The sequence below is a fragment of the Collinsella aerofaciens genome (assembly GCF_040915425.1).
Taxonomy (GTDB): Bacteria; Actinomycetota; Coriobacteriia; order Coriobacteriales; family Coriobacteriaceae; genus Collinsella; species Collinsella aerofaciens_BW.
On sequence record NZ_JBCPDN010000060.1, the window covers coordinates 1 to 14,592 of the forward strand.

13 protein-coding genes are annotated in these 14,592 nt (G+C 60.1%); 6 read left to right on the forward strand and 7 right to left on the reverse strand.

Features of this window, described 5'->3' with window-relative positions; genetic code table 11:
* Nucleotides 1-160 precede the first annotated feature (160 nt).
* From AB5164_RS08215 to AB5164_RS08225, 3 genes are all read right to left on the reverse strand, one after another.
* Nucleotides 161-844 (reverse strand): nitroreductase family protein, encoded by a 684-nt coding sequence (locus AB5164_RS08215; protein ID WP_368143110.1) that lies wholly within the window; start codon nt 842-844, stop codon nt 161-163.
* Between the two features lie 126 nt (nt 845-970).
* On the reverse strand, nt 971-1,594 hold the full coding sequence (locus tag AB5164_RS08220; RefSeq protein ID WP_118080370.1) for a DUF47 domain-containing protein: 624 nt from the start codon (nt 1,592-1,594) through the stop codon (nt 971-973).
* A 67-nt stretch (nt 1,595-1,661) separates the two neighbouring features.
* Nucleotides 1,662-2,711 (reverse strand): inorganic phosphate transporter, encoded by a 1,050-nt coding sequence (locus AB5164_RS08225; RefSeq protein ID WP_343001259.1) that lies wholly within the window; start codon nt 2,709-2,711, stop codon nt 1,662-1,664.
* Nucleotides 2,712-2,959: 248 nt separating this feature from the next.
* Between AB5164_RS08225 and AB5164_RS08230 the strand changes: the two genes are divergently transcribed.
* The 4 genes from AB5164_RS08230 to AB5164_RS08245 all read left to right on the forward strand — a co-directional run bounded on the left by AB5164_RS08230 (nt 2,960) and on the right by AB5164_RS08245 (nt 6,063).
* Nucleotides 2,960-3,298: a hypothetical protein gene (locus AB5164_RS08230; RefSeq protein ID WP_343001258.1), complete on the forward strand. Its 339-nt coding sequence runs from the start codon at nt 2,960-2,962 to the stop codon at nt 3,296-3,298.
* Between the two features lie 79 nt (nt 3,299-3,377).
* Entirely contained in the window at nt 3,378-4,073 is a 696-nt protein-coding gene (locus tag AB5164_RS08235) for a Bax inhibitor-1 family protein (protein WP_343001257.1), read from the forward strand.
* 136 nt (nt 4,074-4,209) lie between these two features.
* Nucleotides 4,210-5,325, forward strand: a complete 1,116-nt coding sequence (locus AB5164_RS08240) for a TIGR02452 family protein (RefSeq protein ID WP_368143109.1) — start codon at nt 4,210-4,212, stop codon at nt 5,323-5,325.
* A 78-nt stretch (nt 5,326-5,403) separates the two neighbouring features.
* On the forward strand, nt 5,404-6,063 hold the full coding sequence (locus AB5164_RS08245; RefSeq protein ID WP_368143108.1) for an SGNH/GDSL hydrolase family protein: 660 nt from the start codon (nt 5,404-5,406) through the stop codon (nt 6,061-6,063).
* Nucleotides 6,064-6,123: 60 nt separating this feature from the next.
* Here AB5164_RS08245 and thiD read toward each other — a convergent pair whose 3' ends face one another.
* Complete coding sequence (gene thiD, locus AB5164_RS08250; RefSeq protein WP_368143107.1) at nt 6,124-6,954, reverse strand: bifunctional hydroxymethylpyrimidine kinase/phosphomethylpyrimidine kinase; 831 nt, start codon at nt 6,952-6,954, stop codon at nt 6,124-6,126.
* A gap of 182 nt (nt 6,955-7,136) precedes the next feature.
* Nucleotides 7,137-8,471 carry a phosphomethylpyrimidine synthase ThiC gene (gene thiC / locus AB5164_RS08255; protein WP_117820371.1) on the reverse strand — a complete coding sequence of 445 codons (1,335 nt, stop codon included), beginning with the start codon at nt 8,469-8,471 and terminating at the stop codon, nt 7,137-7,139.
* Nucleotides 8,472-8,642: 171 nt separating this feature from the next.
* Between thiC and AB5164_RS08260 the strand changes: the two genes are divergently transcribed.
* Nucleotides 8,643-9,164: a hypothetical protein gene (locus AB5164_RS08260; protein WP_368143106.1), complete on the forward strand. Its 522-nt coding sequence runs from the start codon at nt 8,643-8,645 to the stop codon at nt 9,162-9,164.
* Nucleotides 9,165-9,187: 23 nt separating this feature from the next.
* Here AB5164_RS08260 and AB5164_RS08265 read toward each other — a convergent pair whose 3' ends face one another.
* Together AB5164_RS08265 and AB5164_RS08270 are read right to left on the reverse strand one after the other, a co-directional pair.
* Nucleotides 9,188-9,997 (reverse strand): YaaA family protein, encoded by an 810-nt coding sequence (locus tag AB5164_RS08265; RefSeq protein ID WP_368143105.1) that lies wholly within the window; start codon nt 9,995-9,997, stop codon nt 9,188-9,190.
* Between the two features lie 103 nt (nt 9,998-10,100).
* A complete protein-coding gene (locus AB5164_RS08270; protein WP_368143104.1) occupies nt 10,101-11,498 on the reverse strand; it encodes an aminopeptidase in 1,398 nt (465 codons plus the stop codon).
* A gap of 166 nt (nt 11,499-11,664) precedes the next feature.
* On the opposite strand from AB5164_RS08270, the gene polA reads away from it, so the two are divergent.
* Nucleotides 11,665-14,415, forward strand: a complete 2,751-nt coding sequence (polA, locus tag AB5164_RS08275) for a DNA polymerase I (RefSeq protein WP_368143103.1) — start codon at nt 11,665-11,667, stop codon at nt 14,413-14,415.
* Nucleotides 14,416-14,592: the final 177 nt, after the last annotated feature.

The following is a 14,592-nucleotide window of genomic DNA, read 5'->3' on the forward strand; positions in this document are numbered from 1 at the left end:
GGACCCGTACCCGTTCTGGCTGGATTAATGGATGGAAACGGGTGTTCTATCGGGACACACATTTTGTCCTATAAGCCAAAACCGAGCCCTGCACATAATGGCGCAGAACTCGGCGAACGGGTGAGCGGTCAAGGGTAGGTTTTAAGGCATGTCCCAAAACCTACTTGAGGAGGAAGTCGGGGAGGGGAATGGTACGGGCCTCGCGATGCTCGGGATCGGTGATGTGGTCGGCAGGATAGCCACAGACAAGCATGTGATAGGGATAAACGCCCTTGGGCAGATTGAACTGCTCCTGTGCCACCTCTGGCTTAAAATGGCATACCCAGCACGTTCCCAGGCCCTGCTCGGTGGCCTCCATCATCATCTGATCGCAAACGATGGATGTATCGATTTCGCTGGAATTCATCTGATCATACGGGCGCACCCAAGCATCATCGGTAACGCTGCAAATAAGGAAGATAAGCGGAGCGCCAAAGATAGACCCATCACGAGCAAACCGAGGCTGACAAGCAGCAGCCTTCTCCAGAAGCTCAGGCGTATCCAACACCATCACACGGGTTGGATGGTTATTACAAGCAGAAGGAGCAATACGCCCAGCCTCAACAATGGCATCCACCACCGACTGCTCAACAGGACGGTCTTCAAACAAACGACAAGAATACCGAGAACGAGCCAAATCCAAATAACTCACAACCAAGCCCTCCAAATTCAACGAATCAATCCAAATAAACCAAAGGGTACCCAAAGCCCCATCCACCCAAACGTTTAAGGCGGTCCCAAAGTTCCCAATCGGGTCCAAAGGCCCCGCCAACAAAAGCCCCATCGCTTTCAAAGTATCAGCCAAAGTTCCCAATGGTGGTACGTAAGGCGAAGGGCCGGCACCTGTTTACTTTCGAACGACTCTGCCATGCAGCCGGAGTGAGAAAGCAAACAGGTGCCGGCCCTTCGCCGCCGGGACACGTACCCCCAATTAACTGTTCTTCATGACAATCGAATCCACGACATCAGCCACATTCTCGCAGCAGTCGGCGCAGTACTCCAGGAAAGCGTAGACGTCACGCCAGGCGATGACCTCGAGCGGGTCCTTGCCATTGACGTGCAGGTTGCGCATGGCGTTGATGTAGAGCTCATCGGCCTCGGACTCAATGGTGTTGATCTGGATGACCAGCTCGCGCAGGGTCTTGGACTTGCGGTAATTAGGCAGCTCGACCATAAGGTCCTTCATGGCGCGGCAGGCGTCGGTCACCTTGTGGGCGATGACAATGGCATCGGGGTGGATGCTCTGGATGTTGGTGAAGTAGACGCGCTGCACGACGCCCTCGATACGGTCAAGCACAGTGTCGAGCGAGCAGCTCATCAGGTCCAGATCCTCGCGCTCAAGCGGGGTGATAAAGGCAGTGAGCAGGGCATCCTCGAGCTCATGGTGCTTCTTGTCGGCCGCATGCTCAATCGCATGCATCTCTTCGAGCATGCCGTGGATCTGCGCGGGATCAAAGTTCTCAAAAATCTTGATGAGCAACTCTGCGGCCTGGACAGCAAGGTCGGCGCAGGCGACGTAGTTGTCAAAGTAGAACGAATCGGGTTTCTTTGCCATGAGTGGGTCCTTTCGAGGCGAAGACGGGTGGGCGAGGTATTGCGGTCCGGATGGACGTTCGGTTTGACTAGATGAACATCATGAACAGCTTGGCCATGACAAAGCTGATAAGTCCGCAGGCGGGGAAGGTGAAGAACCAGGTGAACATCATGTCCTTGACGACACCGAAGTTGATCGCCGAGAGGCGCTTGACGGCACCGACACCCATAATGGCGCAGGTCTTGATGTGCGTGGAGGACACGGGGATGCCGGTGAGCGTGGCAAGCAGCAGGTTTGCGGCGCCCGCCAGGTCGGCGGAGAAGCCCTGGTACTTTTCGAGCTTGACCATGCTCTGACCGACAGACTTGATGATGCGCTCACCGCCCACGCTGGTGCCGATGCCCATGGTGGCCGAGCACAGCAGCATGATCCAGATGGGGATGCCGGCGTCGCCGACGCTCGTCTGTCCGCTGGCAAAGGCGACACCTAAAAAGAGCACGCCGATAAACTTTTGTCCATCTTGCGCGCCGTGCATAAAGCTCATGGCCGCGGCACTTGCGATCTGAGCATATTTAAAGAAGACATTGGCACGTCGCCTGTTGGCGGCGGCGAAAAGAATCGAGACGAGCTTGCACAGGACCCAGCCCATGATAAAGCCCAGGCCGATGGAGAGCGCCAAGCCGTAGATGACCTTCATCCACTCGTGGACGTTGACGCTGCTCGCGCCGCCGAGGGCGATTGCGGCACCGGTCAGGCCGGCGATAAGGCTGTGGCTTTGCGAGGTGGGGATGCCAAAACGCGATGCCGTGGCGCCGTAGACGACGATGGAGAACAGCGCCGCGCAGAGGCACGCGAGCGCCATGGTGCTGTTTCCGCCAAAGTCGACGATATGTGAGATGGTGTTGGCGACGCTCGCGTTAAAGTGCGTCATGATGAGCACGCCGAGGAAGTTGAATGCGGCGCTCATGAGAATGGCTGCGCGGGCGGGCATGCAGCGCGTGGTGACACAGGTCGCGATGGCGTTGGGCGCGTCGGTCCATCCGTTGACGAAGATAGCGCCGAGCGCGAGGATCACGGTGACGGCAAGGACTGGGTTCGACACAATTTGGCCGAGGAAGGCTGAGAACGTTACGTCCATATATGGGCTTTCTCGAAGTTTGCAGGCACGTTACAAAAACATGATAAATCGTATCACCTCCTGCGGGTTTCTTTACCGAGTTCTGATGGGAGAAGTGAATTTTTTGGCACTAACATTGAATATTTGCCCTGTTGACCGCGGGTGTTCTTTTTGCTAGCACGCCATGAGGACACGTGCGCGCCCCAACATCCCAAAACCACAGCCTGTTCGCTTTACAATATGCAAACATGCGTTCGATAATAGGAGGCATGGAATATCGACAGACAGATGGTAAAACTCGACGCGTGCACAAGCAGTATGTGGACGTCGTGGCCCGCATCCTCGCGGGCGGACAAGTCGTGCCGGTTACCGTCTGCTGGGTCGACGGTCGCTGTTTTACGATCGACGAGATTGTCTCATCCACCGGTTTTGGCCTAACGGTTCACGGCATTCGTACGGCAACCTATAAGGTTCGTTTTGGTGGGCATGCGACCGAACTGTATCTGGAAGAACAGGCGCGCGAGCGACCGGATGGCTCGCAGGCCCATCTGATGCGTTGGTGGGTGTGGGCATTCGACCGTACGCTCGAGAGCGGGCGCCGCAGGTAAGAGCGCGCGGCATTCGGGTACAATGGCAGGAATCTTGTCACCTACGGCGCTGTCGCGGCGCTTTTGAAAGGACGATATTATGAACGATATCCAGGGTTATCAGAACGGCCCCATTGAGACCGGCGCAAGCCGTGCCAAGGAGATGTCGCCGCGTGCGTACAACCTTGCCATGTCTGCCCTGATCTTTTTGGGCTTTTGCGCCATGGGTGCCGGTGCTTACTTTACGAGCACCATGGCGTTCGCCCGCATGATGATGAGCGGCGCCGCCTTGCCGCTGGTCTTTGGCTCGTTTATTTTGACCATCGTCGGCATGGTCATGATGTCGGCCGCCGCGGGCAAGCAGTCTGTGGGTCTGTCCCTTGTGGGCTACGTAATCTTTGCGAGTACCTTTGGCCTGACCGCGTCGTTTGGCCTTGCCAATTACGACCTGCCCACCATCAACACTGCCTTTATCGCCACGGCCGCCATCACCTTTGTCTTTGGTGCGCTGGGCGTGACCTTCCCCAAGTTCTTCCAGCGTGTGTACGGCATTGGTTTTGGCATCCTGCTTGCCACGATTCTGGTCGAGATCGTGCTGATGTTTATGGGCGTCTCGCAGTCCATCACCGACCTGATCGTGATCGTGGTGTTCGCCGGCTTTATTGGCTACGACACCTATGTGGCCACGACGGTGCCGCCCACGCTGCCCAACGCCGTGCTCATGGCATCCAACCTGTTCGTGGACATCATCAACGTGTTCCTGCGTATTCTGAATATCCTTGGTCGTCGCGACTAGTGCCAAATTGCAGCGGTGCTTGCGCACGTGTAAATCGATGCGGAAGGCGGTCCTTCGGGGCCGTCTTTTTTGTGCGTGGCGGGGTATCATGGATGGAAAAGCCGATAGCGGCAGAGACCGAGAAAGGTGACCACTTATGGCAGACGTCGACAACAGGAACCGTAACCGCAGGCCCAATCGCGCGGGACAGTCCAATCCCAAGCGCGAGGCCCGTGCCAAGGCCGCCGAGCGTCACGTGGTGACTGTGTCCGAAGCGTGCGCCAAGGATATCGAGCGCTCGCTTGCCGGCGTGCGCGAGTTCGACGGTATGCCTGCCGGCTTTGTCGCGGCGATGAAGGCCAAGGTTCAGAGTGCTGTGGCCGCCGAAGAACAGGTTGCCGAGGACGTCGAGGGCGCGGAGGCTGCCGAGGTCGAGGCAGCGCTCGAGCCCGTCGAGGAGCCTGCCGAGGAAATCGCTGAAGCTGAGTCCGCGCCTGCTGAGGAGCCCGCTTCGGTTCTGCCCGAGGTTACCGTGCTCGATGCCTCCGCCACGCAGGCCATCCTGGACAACGGTCGTGGCTATGCGCAGTTCTGCGACATGGCCGTGCTCGCCTTTGCCTCGTTCACCAACCCGGGCGGTGGCTATATTCAGGGCTATCTGGGCCAGGAGGCCACGCTGTGCGCCGATTCGTATCTGTACAACGTTCTCGATAGGCAGCGCAAATGGTACGGCGAGAACCGTCGCCGCAACATCAACTGCGAGCTTTACCGAAACCGTGCGCTGGTGGTGCCTGCGGTGCGCTTCGACCGCAACCACGTGCATGCATACGCCGACGTGATCGTGGCCGCCGCGCCCAACGTTAAGCGCGCCCGCCAGGAGTATCGCGTGAGCGACGATGCTCTGCTGGATGCCCTGCGCGACCGCATTCGCTTTGTGCTTGCCATCTGCGACGAGCTGGGTCGCGAGAAGCTCGTGCTGGGCGCTTGGGGCTGCGACAACAACGGTTTTGACGCAGAGGCCGTGGCCGAGCTCTTCTGCAAGGAGCTCGCGTCGGGCGACTTTAAGGTCAAGCAAGTCTTCTTTGCCGTGCCTTCTACGCGCTGGGATGAGGATTTTGCCAAGTTCGAGCACGTGCTGGCAAACTTCCCCGAGCGCAACGAGGAGTCTTATGCCCAGGTTGCCGCTCGCGCTGCGGCAGCTCGCGCCGCCGAGCAAGCCCAGGCTGCTACCGAGGATGATGAGGACGAGGACGATTGGCGCAAGTACCTGTAATCGGTACGTGCTGACAGATAGGTCGAGCCGGCGGGAGAGGCTGCTTCCGTCGGCTTTTTACTGAGCGAGGGGCTTACGATGAAAAACGTTCTATGCTTTGGCGACAGCAACACCTACGGTTACGATCCGGCGGGCATGCGCGACGGCACCGCGGTGCGCTATGCGCAGGATGTGCGCTGGTGCGGCGTGGCCCAACGTGACTTAGGCGAGGGCTGGCATGTAATTGAAGAAGGCCTCAACGGCCGCACGACGGTACGCGACGACATGTGCCATCTGGACACCAATCTTAACGGCATCCGCGCACTTCCGATGCTGCTCGAGGCCCATAAGCCGCTGGACGCCATTGTGATCATGCTGGGCACCAACGACTGTAAGACGGTCTTTAACGTGACAGCTTCCGATATCGCCCGTGGCGCCATGGCGCTGATTCGCGCCGTCCGCGCGTTTCCGTGGACCGACGCTGCGCCTTGTCCGCGCATTCTGCTGATGTCGCCTATCAAGATTAAGCCGCAGATCGCCGACGTATATATGACCGATTTTGACGAGCATTCCGTAGAAGCCTCGGAACATTTTGGTGAGTACTACGCGCATGTGGCTGAGCAGTTTGGCTGCGACTTTTTGAATGCCGCCGACTTTGCCGAGCCGGGCGATATCGACTATCTGCATATGATGCCCGAAAGCCATGAGAGCCTGGGTCACGCCGTGGCAGCCAAGCTCCAAGAGATGCTCGGTGAGTAGCGCGACCCCAAACCAACACAAAGGGGGCGGGCACCTTTGTGTTGGTTTGGGTTGCGGACTTTAGTACTGCCACATGTGATTGACGGGGCCGGAACCTTTGCCCATGTCAAAGCCGGCGGCGAGAGCGCCCGTTAGGTATGCCTTGCCCGCATTGACGGCGTCGGCAAGATCCATGCCCTGGGCCAGCGCGCAGGCGATGGCGGACGAGAGCGTGCAGCCGGTGCCGTGCGTGTTGTCGGTCTCGATGCGCTTGTGGCGGAACCACGTGGTGAGTGGATCTCCCAGATGGTTGCCCTCGTCATCGAGTGGCGCGGGTTCGGCCAGTACATCGTTGGCCTCGTTGACAAGATGCCCACCCTTAACGAGGGATGCGCAACCAAAGCGGCGGGTGAGGAGCATGGCAGCATTTTGCTGCGTGCGCTCGGAGTCGACCTCGTAGTCGAGCAGGGCCATGGCCTCGGGAATATTGGGCGTGATGACGGTTGCCAGCGGGAACAGGCGGTGTGTAAGCGCTTCGGCGGCGTCCTCTGCGATCAGACGAGCGCCCGAGGTGGCTACCATGACGGGGTCGACTACCACGTTTGTCGCGTTCCAAGCGCTCAGGCGGTCGGCGATAACATCGATAATCTCGGCAGAGGAAACCATGCCAATCTTGACGGCGTTGGGGCGGATATCGTCAAAAACGGCATCGATCTGCGCCGCGACAATATCCGGGGAGATGTTCTGCACGGCGGTGACGCCCAGGGTGTTCTGTGCGGTGATGGCGGTGATGGCCGTCTCGGCATACAGGCGGTGCGCCGTGATGGTCTTGATGTCGGCCTGAATGCCGGCGCCACCGCTGGAATCGGATCCTGCGATGGATAGAACGGCAGGTACCTTACTGCGATCCATGTTCGCTCCCTTGTTCGGTCGGAATCAAATGGGTCTATAAGCCAGCATTATAAAGATGCCCGGGCCGACTCTATGTCGAACCCGGGCGGGCGATGCAATCTTTACGCAAATGCAAGCAAATGTTCACATGTCAACAATTGACAGGCACCAGCTCGCCGCCAGAAGCGGCCGCGGCGACAGGGCTAGTCCTCCATGCCGAGGTCGATCGTGGTGCCCTCGAAGATCTTGTTGACGGTGCGGACGGCGCACATCTTGCCACACATAGTGCAAGTGCCCTCGGTGGCGGCGGGGGACTCCTCGTAGCGCTTCTTGCCCGTAACCGGGTCGAGCGCGCACTTCCACATGGCGTCCCAGTCGAGCTTGCGGCGTGCCTGGCCCATCTTGTCGTCCATGTCGCGGGCGTGGGGCACCTTTTTGGCGATGTCGGCGGCGTGTGCGGCGATCTTGGTGGCCATGAGGCCGTCGAGCACATCCTGGGCGTTAGGCAGGCATAGGTGCTCTGCTGGTGTCACGTAGCACAGGAAGTCGGCACCGGAGCTGGCGGAGATGGCGCCGCCGATGGCAGCGGTGATGTGGTCGTAACCCACGCCGATATCGGTCACCAGCGGCCCGAGCACATAGAACGGGGCGTTGTGGCACAGGCGCTTCTGTAGCTTCATGTTGGCAGCGATCTCGTCGAGCGCCATGTGACCCGGGCCCTCGACCATGACCTGGACGCCGGCGGCCCAAGCGCGCTTGCACAGCTTGCCCAGCTCGATCATCTCGGCGGTCTCGGTGGCGTCGTTGGAGTCGTAGAGGCAGCCCGGGCGGCAGGAGTCGCCGAGCGAAATCGTCACGTCGTACTCGTGGCAAATCTCGAGCAACTCGTCGTAGAACTCATAGAACGGGTTCTCGTTACCGGTGACCTCCATCCAGCCAAACAACAGTGAGCCGCCGCGGCTCACGATGTTCATCAGGCGGCCGGTCTCCTTAAAGGTCTTGGTGACCGACTTGTTGATGCCGCAGTGAATGGTCATAAAGTCCACGCCGTCCTCGGCATGCGCGCGCACGACTTCGAACAGGTCGTCCTTGGTGAGCTTGACCAGCGGCTTTTCCATGTAGCCGATGGCGTCGTACATGGGGACGGTGCCTACCATGAGCGGCGTCTCGTCGATGAGCTGCTGGCGGAACTGGCGCGTCTTGCCCGAGTTGGAGAGGTCCATGATGGCGTCGGCGCCAAAGTCCTCGGCGATCTTGACCTTCTTCCATTCCTCGGCGGCATCGGCCTTGTCGCCCGAGATACCCAAGTTCACGTTGACCTTGGTGGACAGGCCTTCACCGACGCCAAAGGCGCGCATGCCTTTTTTGATGTGCACGATGTTGGCGGGAATGGCGATACGGCCGTCGGCCACGCGCTCGCGGATGTACTCGGGGTCGCGATGCTCGCGCTCGGCGACTTCCTTCATCTGCGGCGTGATCTGCCCGGCACGGGCGAAGTCGATTTGCGTGACGAGCTTGGGCTCGGTCTGTGTGCTCATTGGCACGGCTCCCTTCGTTGGCATTACCCATATCAGGTTTGCGGGTCAGGGCGGGCGCGCCCAGTCTCAGCCTGCCGTCTTGTCCTGCAAGCTCCCCGTTTATGTGGTGGGCTCAAGTATAGCTCGAATGGGTACGATTGGCCTAACGAGCGTGCCTGTGGGGAGGCGTACATGGAAGACAAGCATCTATATCGAGAGACACAATGGGATGTATCGGCCGCGGAAAGCCGTGCGCACCATGGCCTTGTCGCGATTGGTTTTGCGGTGCTTGCCGTGTTGGTGATTGCCTTTTGTATCTGGACGTTTGGCGGTCGCGGCGGCGCTGAATGGGAGTTCGAGGCTGATGATAGCCTACCGATTATGACGGTGAGGAGTACTGGCGGTAATGCCAATACGCTCGCCGCGCCGGGCGACTATTGGTATCCGCGCGACGAGTTTGTGCAGTTGCAACTGAGTGGTGGGTCCATTCCAGGTGAAGAAATCGAATGCGTGACGTTTGACGCGGCGCTCAAAACGCTCACGGTGAAGCTCAAAGATCAAGGAGATGTGCCCACGACCATGGATATCGCCCTGACGGAATGGCGTTTGGAGCCTCCGACGGGTGTTGCGGTGTCCGAGGTTGAGCACGTCAAGATTGTCTATCAGGACGGTTCGACAAACGGGATTGCAAAGGCCGATGGCTTGGCGGAGTAACGGGGTGTTTGGAAACGGCGGGCCTATTGTGCCTGTGCGTTCATGAAAACCAGGGTGTTTTTGTCTGAAAGCTCGGGGATGTGCCGATAGCCGATGTTGAATGCGGTAAGTTCGCTTGCATCCTCGAGCTTGTTTTCTGCCATCCACCGCACCATGGAGCCGCGCGCCTTTTTGCTGGCGGTCGACCGTTGGATGGGCTTCCCGTTGCGGATACCCTCGCCAAAGAGGCACGTGACGGCCGTGGCGTCGCCCGCGAGGTGGGGCAGAACGGCTTTGGCGTATTCCGCGCTGGCGAGGTTGACGATCGTAGCGTTGGAGCCCGCCGGAGCGATGGCCCGTGCGAGCTTGTCGCTCCAAAACGCGTAGAGGTCTCGGGCATCGTCAACGGCGAGCTTCGCGCCCATCTCCAGCCGATACGGTTCGACGGCATGAAAGGGACGAACGCACCCGTAGAGGCCGGAGAGGATCCACAGGTGGCTTTGCAGCCAGGCGAGCTGTTCGGCATCCATTACCTCGGGTGCCATGCTCTGGTACTGAATGCCGTGATAGGACATGATTGCAGGGGAGATGCGGCGCGCGATACCGGAATCGGCAAGATCGCCGTTTCCCAAGATGGGCTCGAACTCATGCAAAATGTCGAGACAAGGGCCCAGCAGCTTGTTGCTGACGTTCCACAGAGCTTGTAGACCGCTGTCGCCTTCGGTTCGTTCGATGTCCAAGAGCGCATGGTGCAGCTGGGCGGTCTCGCGCGCAAAGGGCGGAATCCCCTGAACTTCAAAAGCATCTTGTGCCGCGCGCATCTGCTTGGCGGGCGAAATGATGACCTGCAGCATGGACTCTCCTCTGCCAAAAAGGAAGTTGCGGTGGAATACGGTCTGTTTTGGCCGTTTATGGGCCAGTTTAGTCCGTATTTCACCGCAACTGATGAAGGGTTGGTTAGGCTCGCTCGATGAAGGCCTTGTAGCCGCGATAGGCCTCGTAGATGTCGGCCTTGTTGGCGACCTCCCACAGGGCGTGCATGGACAGGACGGCAACGCCGGAGTCGATGACGTTCATACCGTACTTGGCCATGATGTAGGCGATGGTGCCGCCGCCGCCCGCGTTGACGCGACCGAGCTCACAGGTCTGGAAGTCCACGCCGGCCTCGTCCATGATGTCGCGGACGAGGGCCACGTACTCGGCATCGGCGTCGTTGGAACCGCCCTTGCCGCGGCTGCCCGTGTACTTGTTAAAGCACAGGCCGCGACCCATAAAGGCCGCGTTCTTGGTCTCGAACTTGCCGGCATAGCCCGGGTCGAAGCCGGCGGACACGTCGGAGGAGAGCATACGGCTGCGGGCGAGCGCGCGGCGCAGGGCCAGCGGGCTGTCCTCGCCGGCGAGCGTCATGATCTCGGCGACGGTGTTCTCGAAGAAGCGGCTCGTCATGCCGGTGGCGCCCACGGAGCCGATCTCCTCCTTATCGACGATGAGCGTGATGCTCGTGCGCTCCACGTTGGCGACGTCGATCTGGGCGAGCATGGACGGATAGGCGCAGACACGATCGTCGTGGCCATAGCCCAAGATCATGGAGCGGTCGAGGCCCATGTCGCGGGCGGGGCCGGCGGGCACGACCTCGATCTCGGCGGAGAGGAAGTCCTCCTCCTCGACGTCGTACTGCTCCTTAAGGATGTCCAGGAACATCTGCTTGACGGGCTCCTTGGGGGCGTCCTTGTCGTCCTCGTCAAACTTGACGGGACGGCCGCCCACGATCACGTCGAGGATCTCGGCGTCGACGGCGTCCTTGGCGGGCTTGGACATCTGCTCGCTCGAGAGGTGGATCAGCAGGTCGGAGATGGTAAAGACCGGATCGTCTGCCTTGTCGCCGATGTTGATGTCGACGGTGGTGCCGTCCTTTTTGCAGATGACGCCCACGAGTGCAAGCGGGGAGGCCACCCAGTGGTAGCTCTTGACGCCGCCGTAGTAGTGCGTGTCGAGGTAGGCCATGTCGCCGGCCTCGAAGGCGGGATTCTGCTTAAGGTCCAGGCGCGGCGAGTCCACGTGAGCACCCAGGATGTTAAAGCCCTGCTCGAGCGGGACGGTGCCTAGGTTGACGAGCATGAGGTCTTTGCCGTGATTGGCGGCGTACACCTTGTCGCCGGCCTTGAGCTCGCGGCCTTCGGCAATCACGGTCTCCAAGTCGACGTAGCCCGCCTCCTCGGCCATCTTGATGCCGGTCTTGACGCACAGGCGCTCGGTCTTATTCTCGCTCAAAAACTGCTTATAGCCGCGGCAAAGCTCCTCGAGTTCCTCGACTTGCTGTGGCGTGTACTTTTTCCATGCGCAGGGACGCTCCATGACGCAGGCTCCTTTCGGATCGATCGTGCTGGTTGATGTACCGTGAGCCATCGTATCACGCGCGGGCCCGCGGCGGCAGGGAAGCCTGATGTGCGGTGGCCGCGGGGCGGGGAGCGTGTAAACTGGTGTGAGCAAACCGTGCCCAGCCCAAAGCGAGGTATTCAATATGTCTGACAAGCGCCGCACCTTTGCCGTTATCGACGGCAACTCGCTCATGCACCGCGCCTTCCACGCCGTGCCGCCCACCATGAATGCGCCGGACGGGCGCCCCACCAACGCGATCTTCGGCTTTCTGAACATGTTTCTCAAGATGATCGATGCCTTTAACCCCGACGGTGTGGTCGTGGCGTTTGACAAGGGCAAACCGCGCGTGCGCATGGAGATGCTGCCGCAGTATAAGGCGCAACGCCCGCCCATGGACCCCGATCTGCATGCGCAGTTTCCGATGATCAAGGAGCTGCTCACCGCGCTCAACGTGCCGATTCTGCAGTCCGAGGGCTGGGAAGGCGACGATATCCTGGGAACCATGGCGCGCCTGGGTGAAGAGGCCGGCTGCGACATGCTGCTGGTGACCGGCGACCGCGACATGTATCAACTCGTGACCGAGCACGTCAACGTGGTCTCGACCCGCAAGGGCCTGTCCGACGTGGCGATCATGACTCCCGAGAGCGTGGACGACCTGTATCACGGCATTACGCCGGCGCTCGTGCCCGATTTTTACGGTCTAAAGGGCGATACGTCGGACAACATTCCCGGCGTACCGGGCATCGGCCCCAAAAAGGCGAGCGCGCTCATCGCACAGTACGGCAGCTTGGACGAGGTCATCGCGCATGCCGACGAGGTCAAGGGCAAGATGGGCGAGAACCTGCGTGCGCACATCGACGATGCGCTGCTGAGCCGCAAGGTCGCAACCATTCGCACCGATGCGCCCGTCGAGCTCGACTTTGACGAAACGTCCTTCCCGGCGTTTTCTGCCGACGAAGTGTCCGCGGCGCTGGGCACGCTTGGTATCACCGCCATGCAGAACCGTTTCTTGGCGCTGATCGGCGGCGAGGGCGGGGCTGCTGCTGCCTCCAGTGTGTTTGAGATACCTGCGATGGTTCGCGCAGCCGCCGGCGATGCCGACGCGCTTGGTGCCGTTGCGGCTGAGGTTTCCCGCGCGATTGATGCCGGCGAGTGGGTCGCCGCCGTGGTGGACGACGACAAGGAAGAGGGCGCGCTCTTTGGTCTGACGCGCACGCTGTGGTTGGCGACGTCCAAGGGCCTGTTCGCGCTCGAGGAGGGCGACGGCGGTACCACTGCCGTAGTCGATGGCTTCAACTTCGCCCACGGCGTGATTGCCGGCGTGCTTGCGCGCCTGTTTGTGGAGGGCCGCGTGGCGAGCCCGGATATGAAGGCGTTGTTGCACGAGCTTTCGCCCATCGATTCTTCTGAACTCGAGCTCATGGATCCGCTCGCTACCGATTCCACGCGTATCTTCGATACCGTGGTCGCTGCCTATCTGCTGGATTCCGATCGCTCCGAGTTCGATGAGGCATATCTTGCCGATACGTATCTGCAGATGGCGCTGCCTGCGGCGCGCGGCGCAGAGGGTGCTGGTGAGGACGCTCCGGCGCCTGCCGCCCGTACTGCGGCTCTGACGCTGGCGCTCGTGGCACCGTTGCGCGAGTGCATGGCCCGTGAGAATGCCGCCAACGTGTTCGATGGCATCGAGATGCCGCTCGTTCCGGTACTTGCCAAGATGGAGCGCGCGGGCATGCTCGTGGACCCCGACCGTCTGCACAGTCTGTCCGAGGGTCTGGCGACCCAGATTACCGAGGTTGAGCGCAGTATTCGCGACCTGGCGGGTGACGAGACCTTTAATATTGGCAGTCCCATGCAGCTGTCGCATGTGCTCTTTGATGTGATGGGGCTTCCGACCAAGGGCCTCAAGAAGACTAAGCGCGGCTATTATTCGACCAACGCCAAGGTGCTGAGCGACCTTGCGCGTGACCACGAAATCGTGCGTCTGATCTTGGACTGGCGTGAGAAGTCTAAGATCAAGTCCACCTATCTGGACACCCTGGGCCCGCTACGCCGTGGTGACGGTCGCGTACACACTACGTACAACCAGACCATCACGGCAACGGGGCGTCTGTCCTCGAGCGACCCGAACCTGCAGAACATCCCGACGCGCTCGGAGCTGGGTCGTACCGTTAAGACGGCGTTTTCGGCAGGCGAGGGAAGCGTCTTTTTGGCGGTGGACTACTCGCAGATCGAGCTGCGTCTGCTGGCGCATCTCTCGGGTGACGAGCACTTGGTGCGCGCCTTTAACGAGGGCGAGGACTTCCATGCCGAGACGGCGGCGCGCGTGTTCGGTGTGCCGGTGTCCGAGGTAACGCCCGACCTGCGCAGTCGCGCCAAGGCCGTGAACTTTGGCATCGTGTATGGTCAGCAGGCCTACGGCCTGTCGCAGTCGCTGCATATCTCGATGGCCGAGGCGCGCGACATGATCGACCGCTACTACGAGGCCTACCCGGGCGTGCGTACGTTCCTCGACAACGTGGTAGCACGTGCCAAGCAGACGGGCTACGCCGAGACCATGTATGGCCGCAGACGCCATATTCCCGAGCTCAAGGCCAAAAATCCGCAACTTCGCGGCTTTGGCGAGCGCACGGCCATGAACCATCCCATGCAGGGCACCGCAGCAGACATCATCAAGATCGCCATGGCCCGCGTAAGTCGTCGCCTGGAAGAAGAAGGCTTTGCCGCTCACATGATCCTGCAGGTACACGACGAACTGGACTTTGAGTGCCCCGTCGACGAAGCCGAGCGCCTAACCACCATGGTCCGCGACGTCATGGAGCACGTAGTAGACCTCCGCGTCCCCCTAATCGCCGAAGCCAGCACCGGCATAACCTGGGCCGACGCCAAATAGGAAAGCGCTCCGTAAGGTAAGCTCGCTCAAGACGCAAGCCCCCACATACTTAAGATTTGGGACAAACACTACTGATTAATTTGTCCCACAGTAACCAAAACAGGCTTATAGGACAAAATGTGTGTCCCGATAGAACACCCGTTTCCATCCATTAATCCAGCCAGAACGGGTACGGGT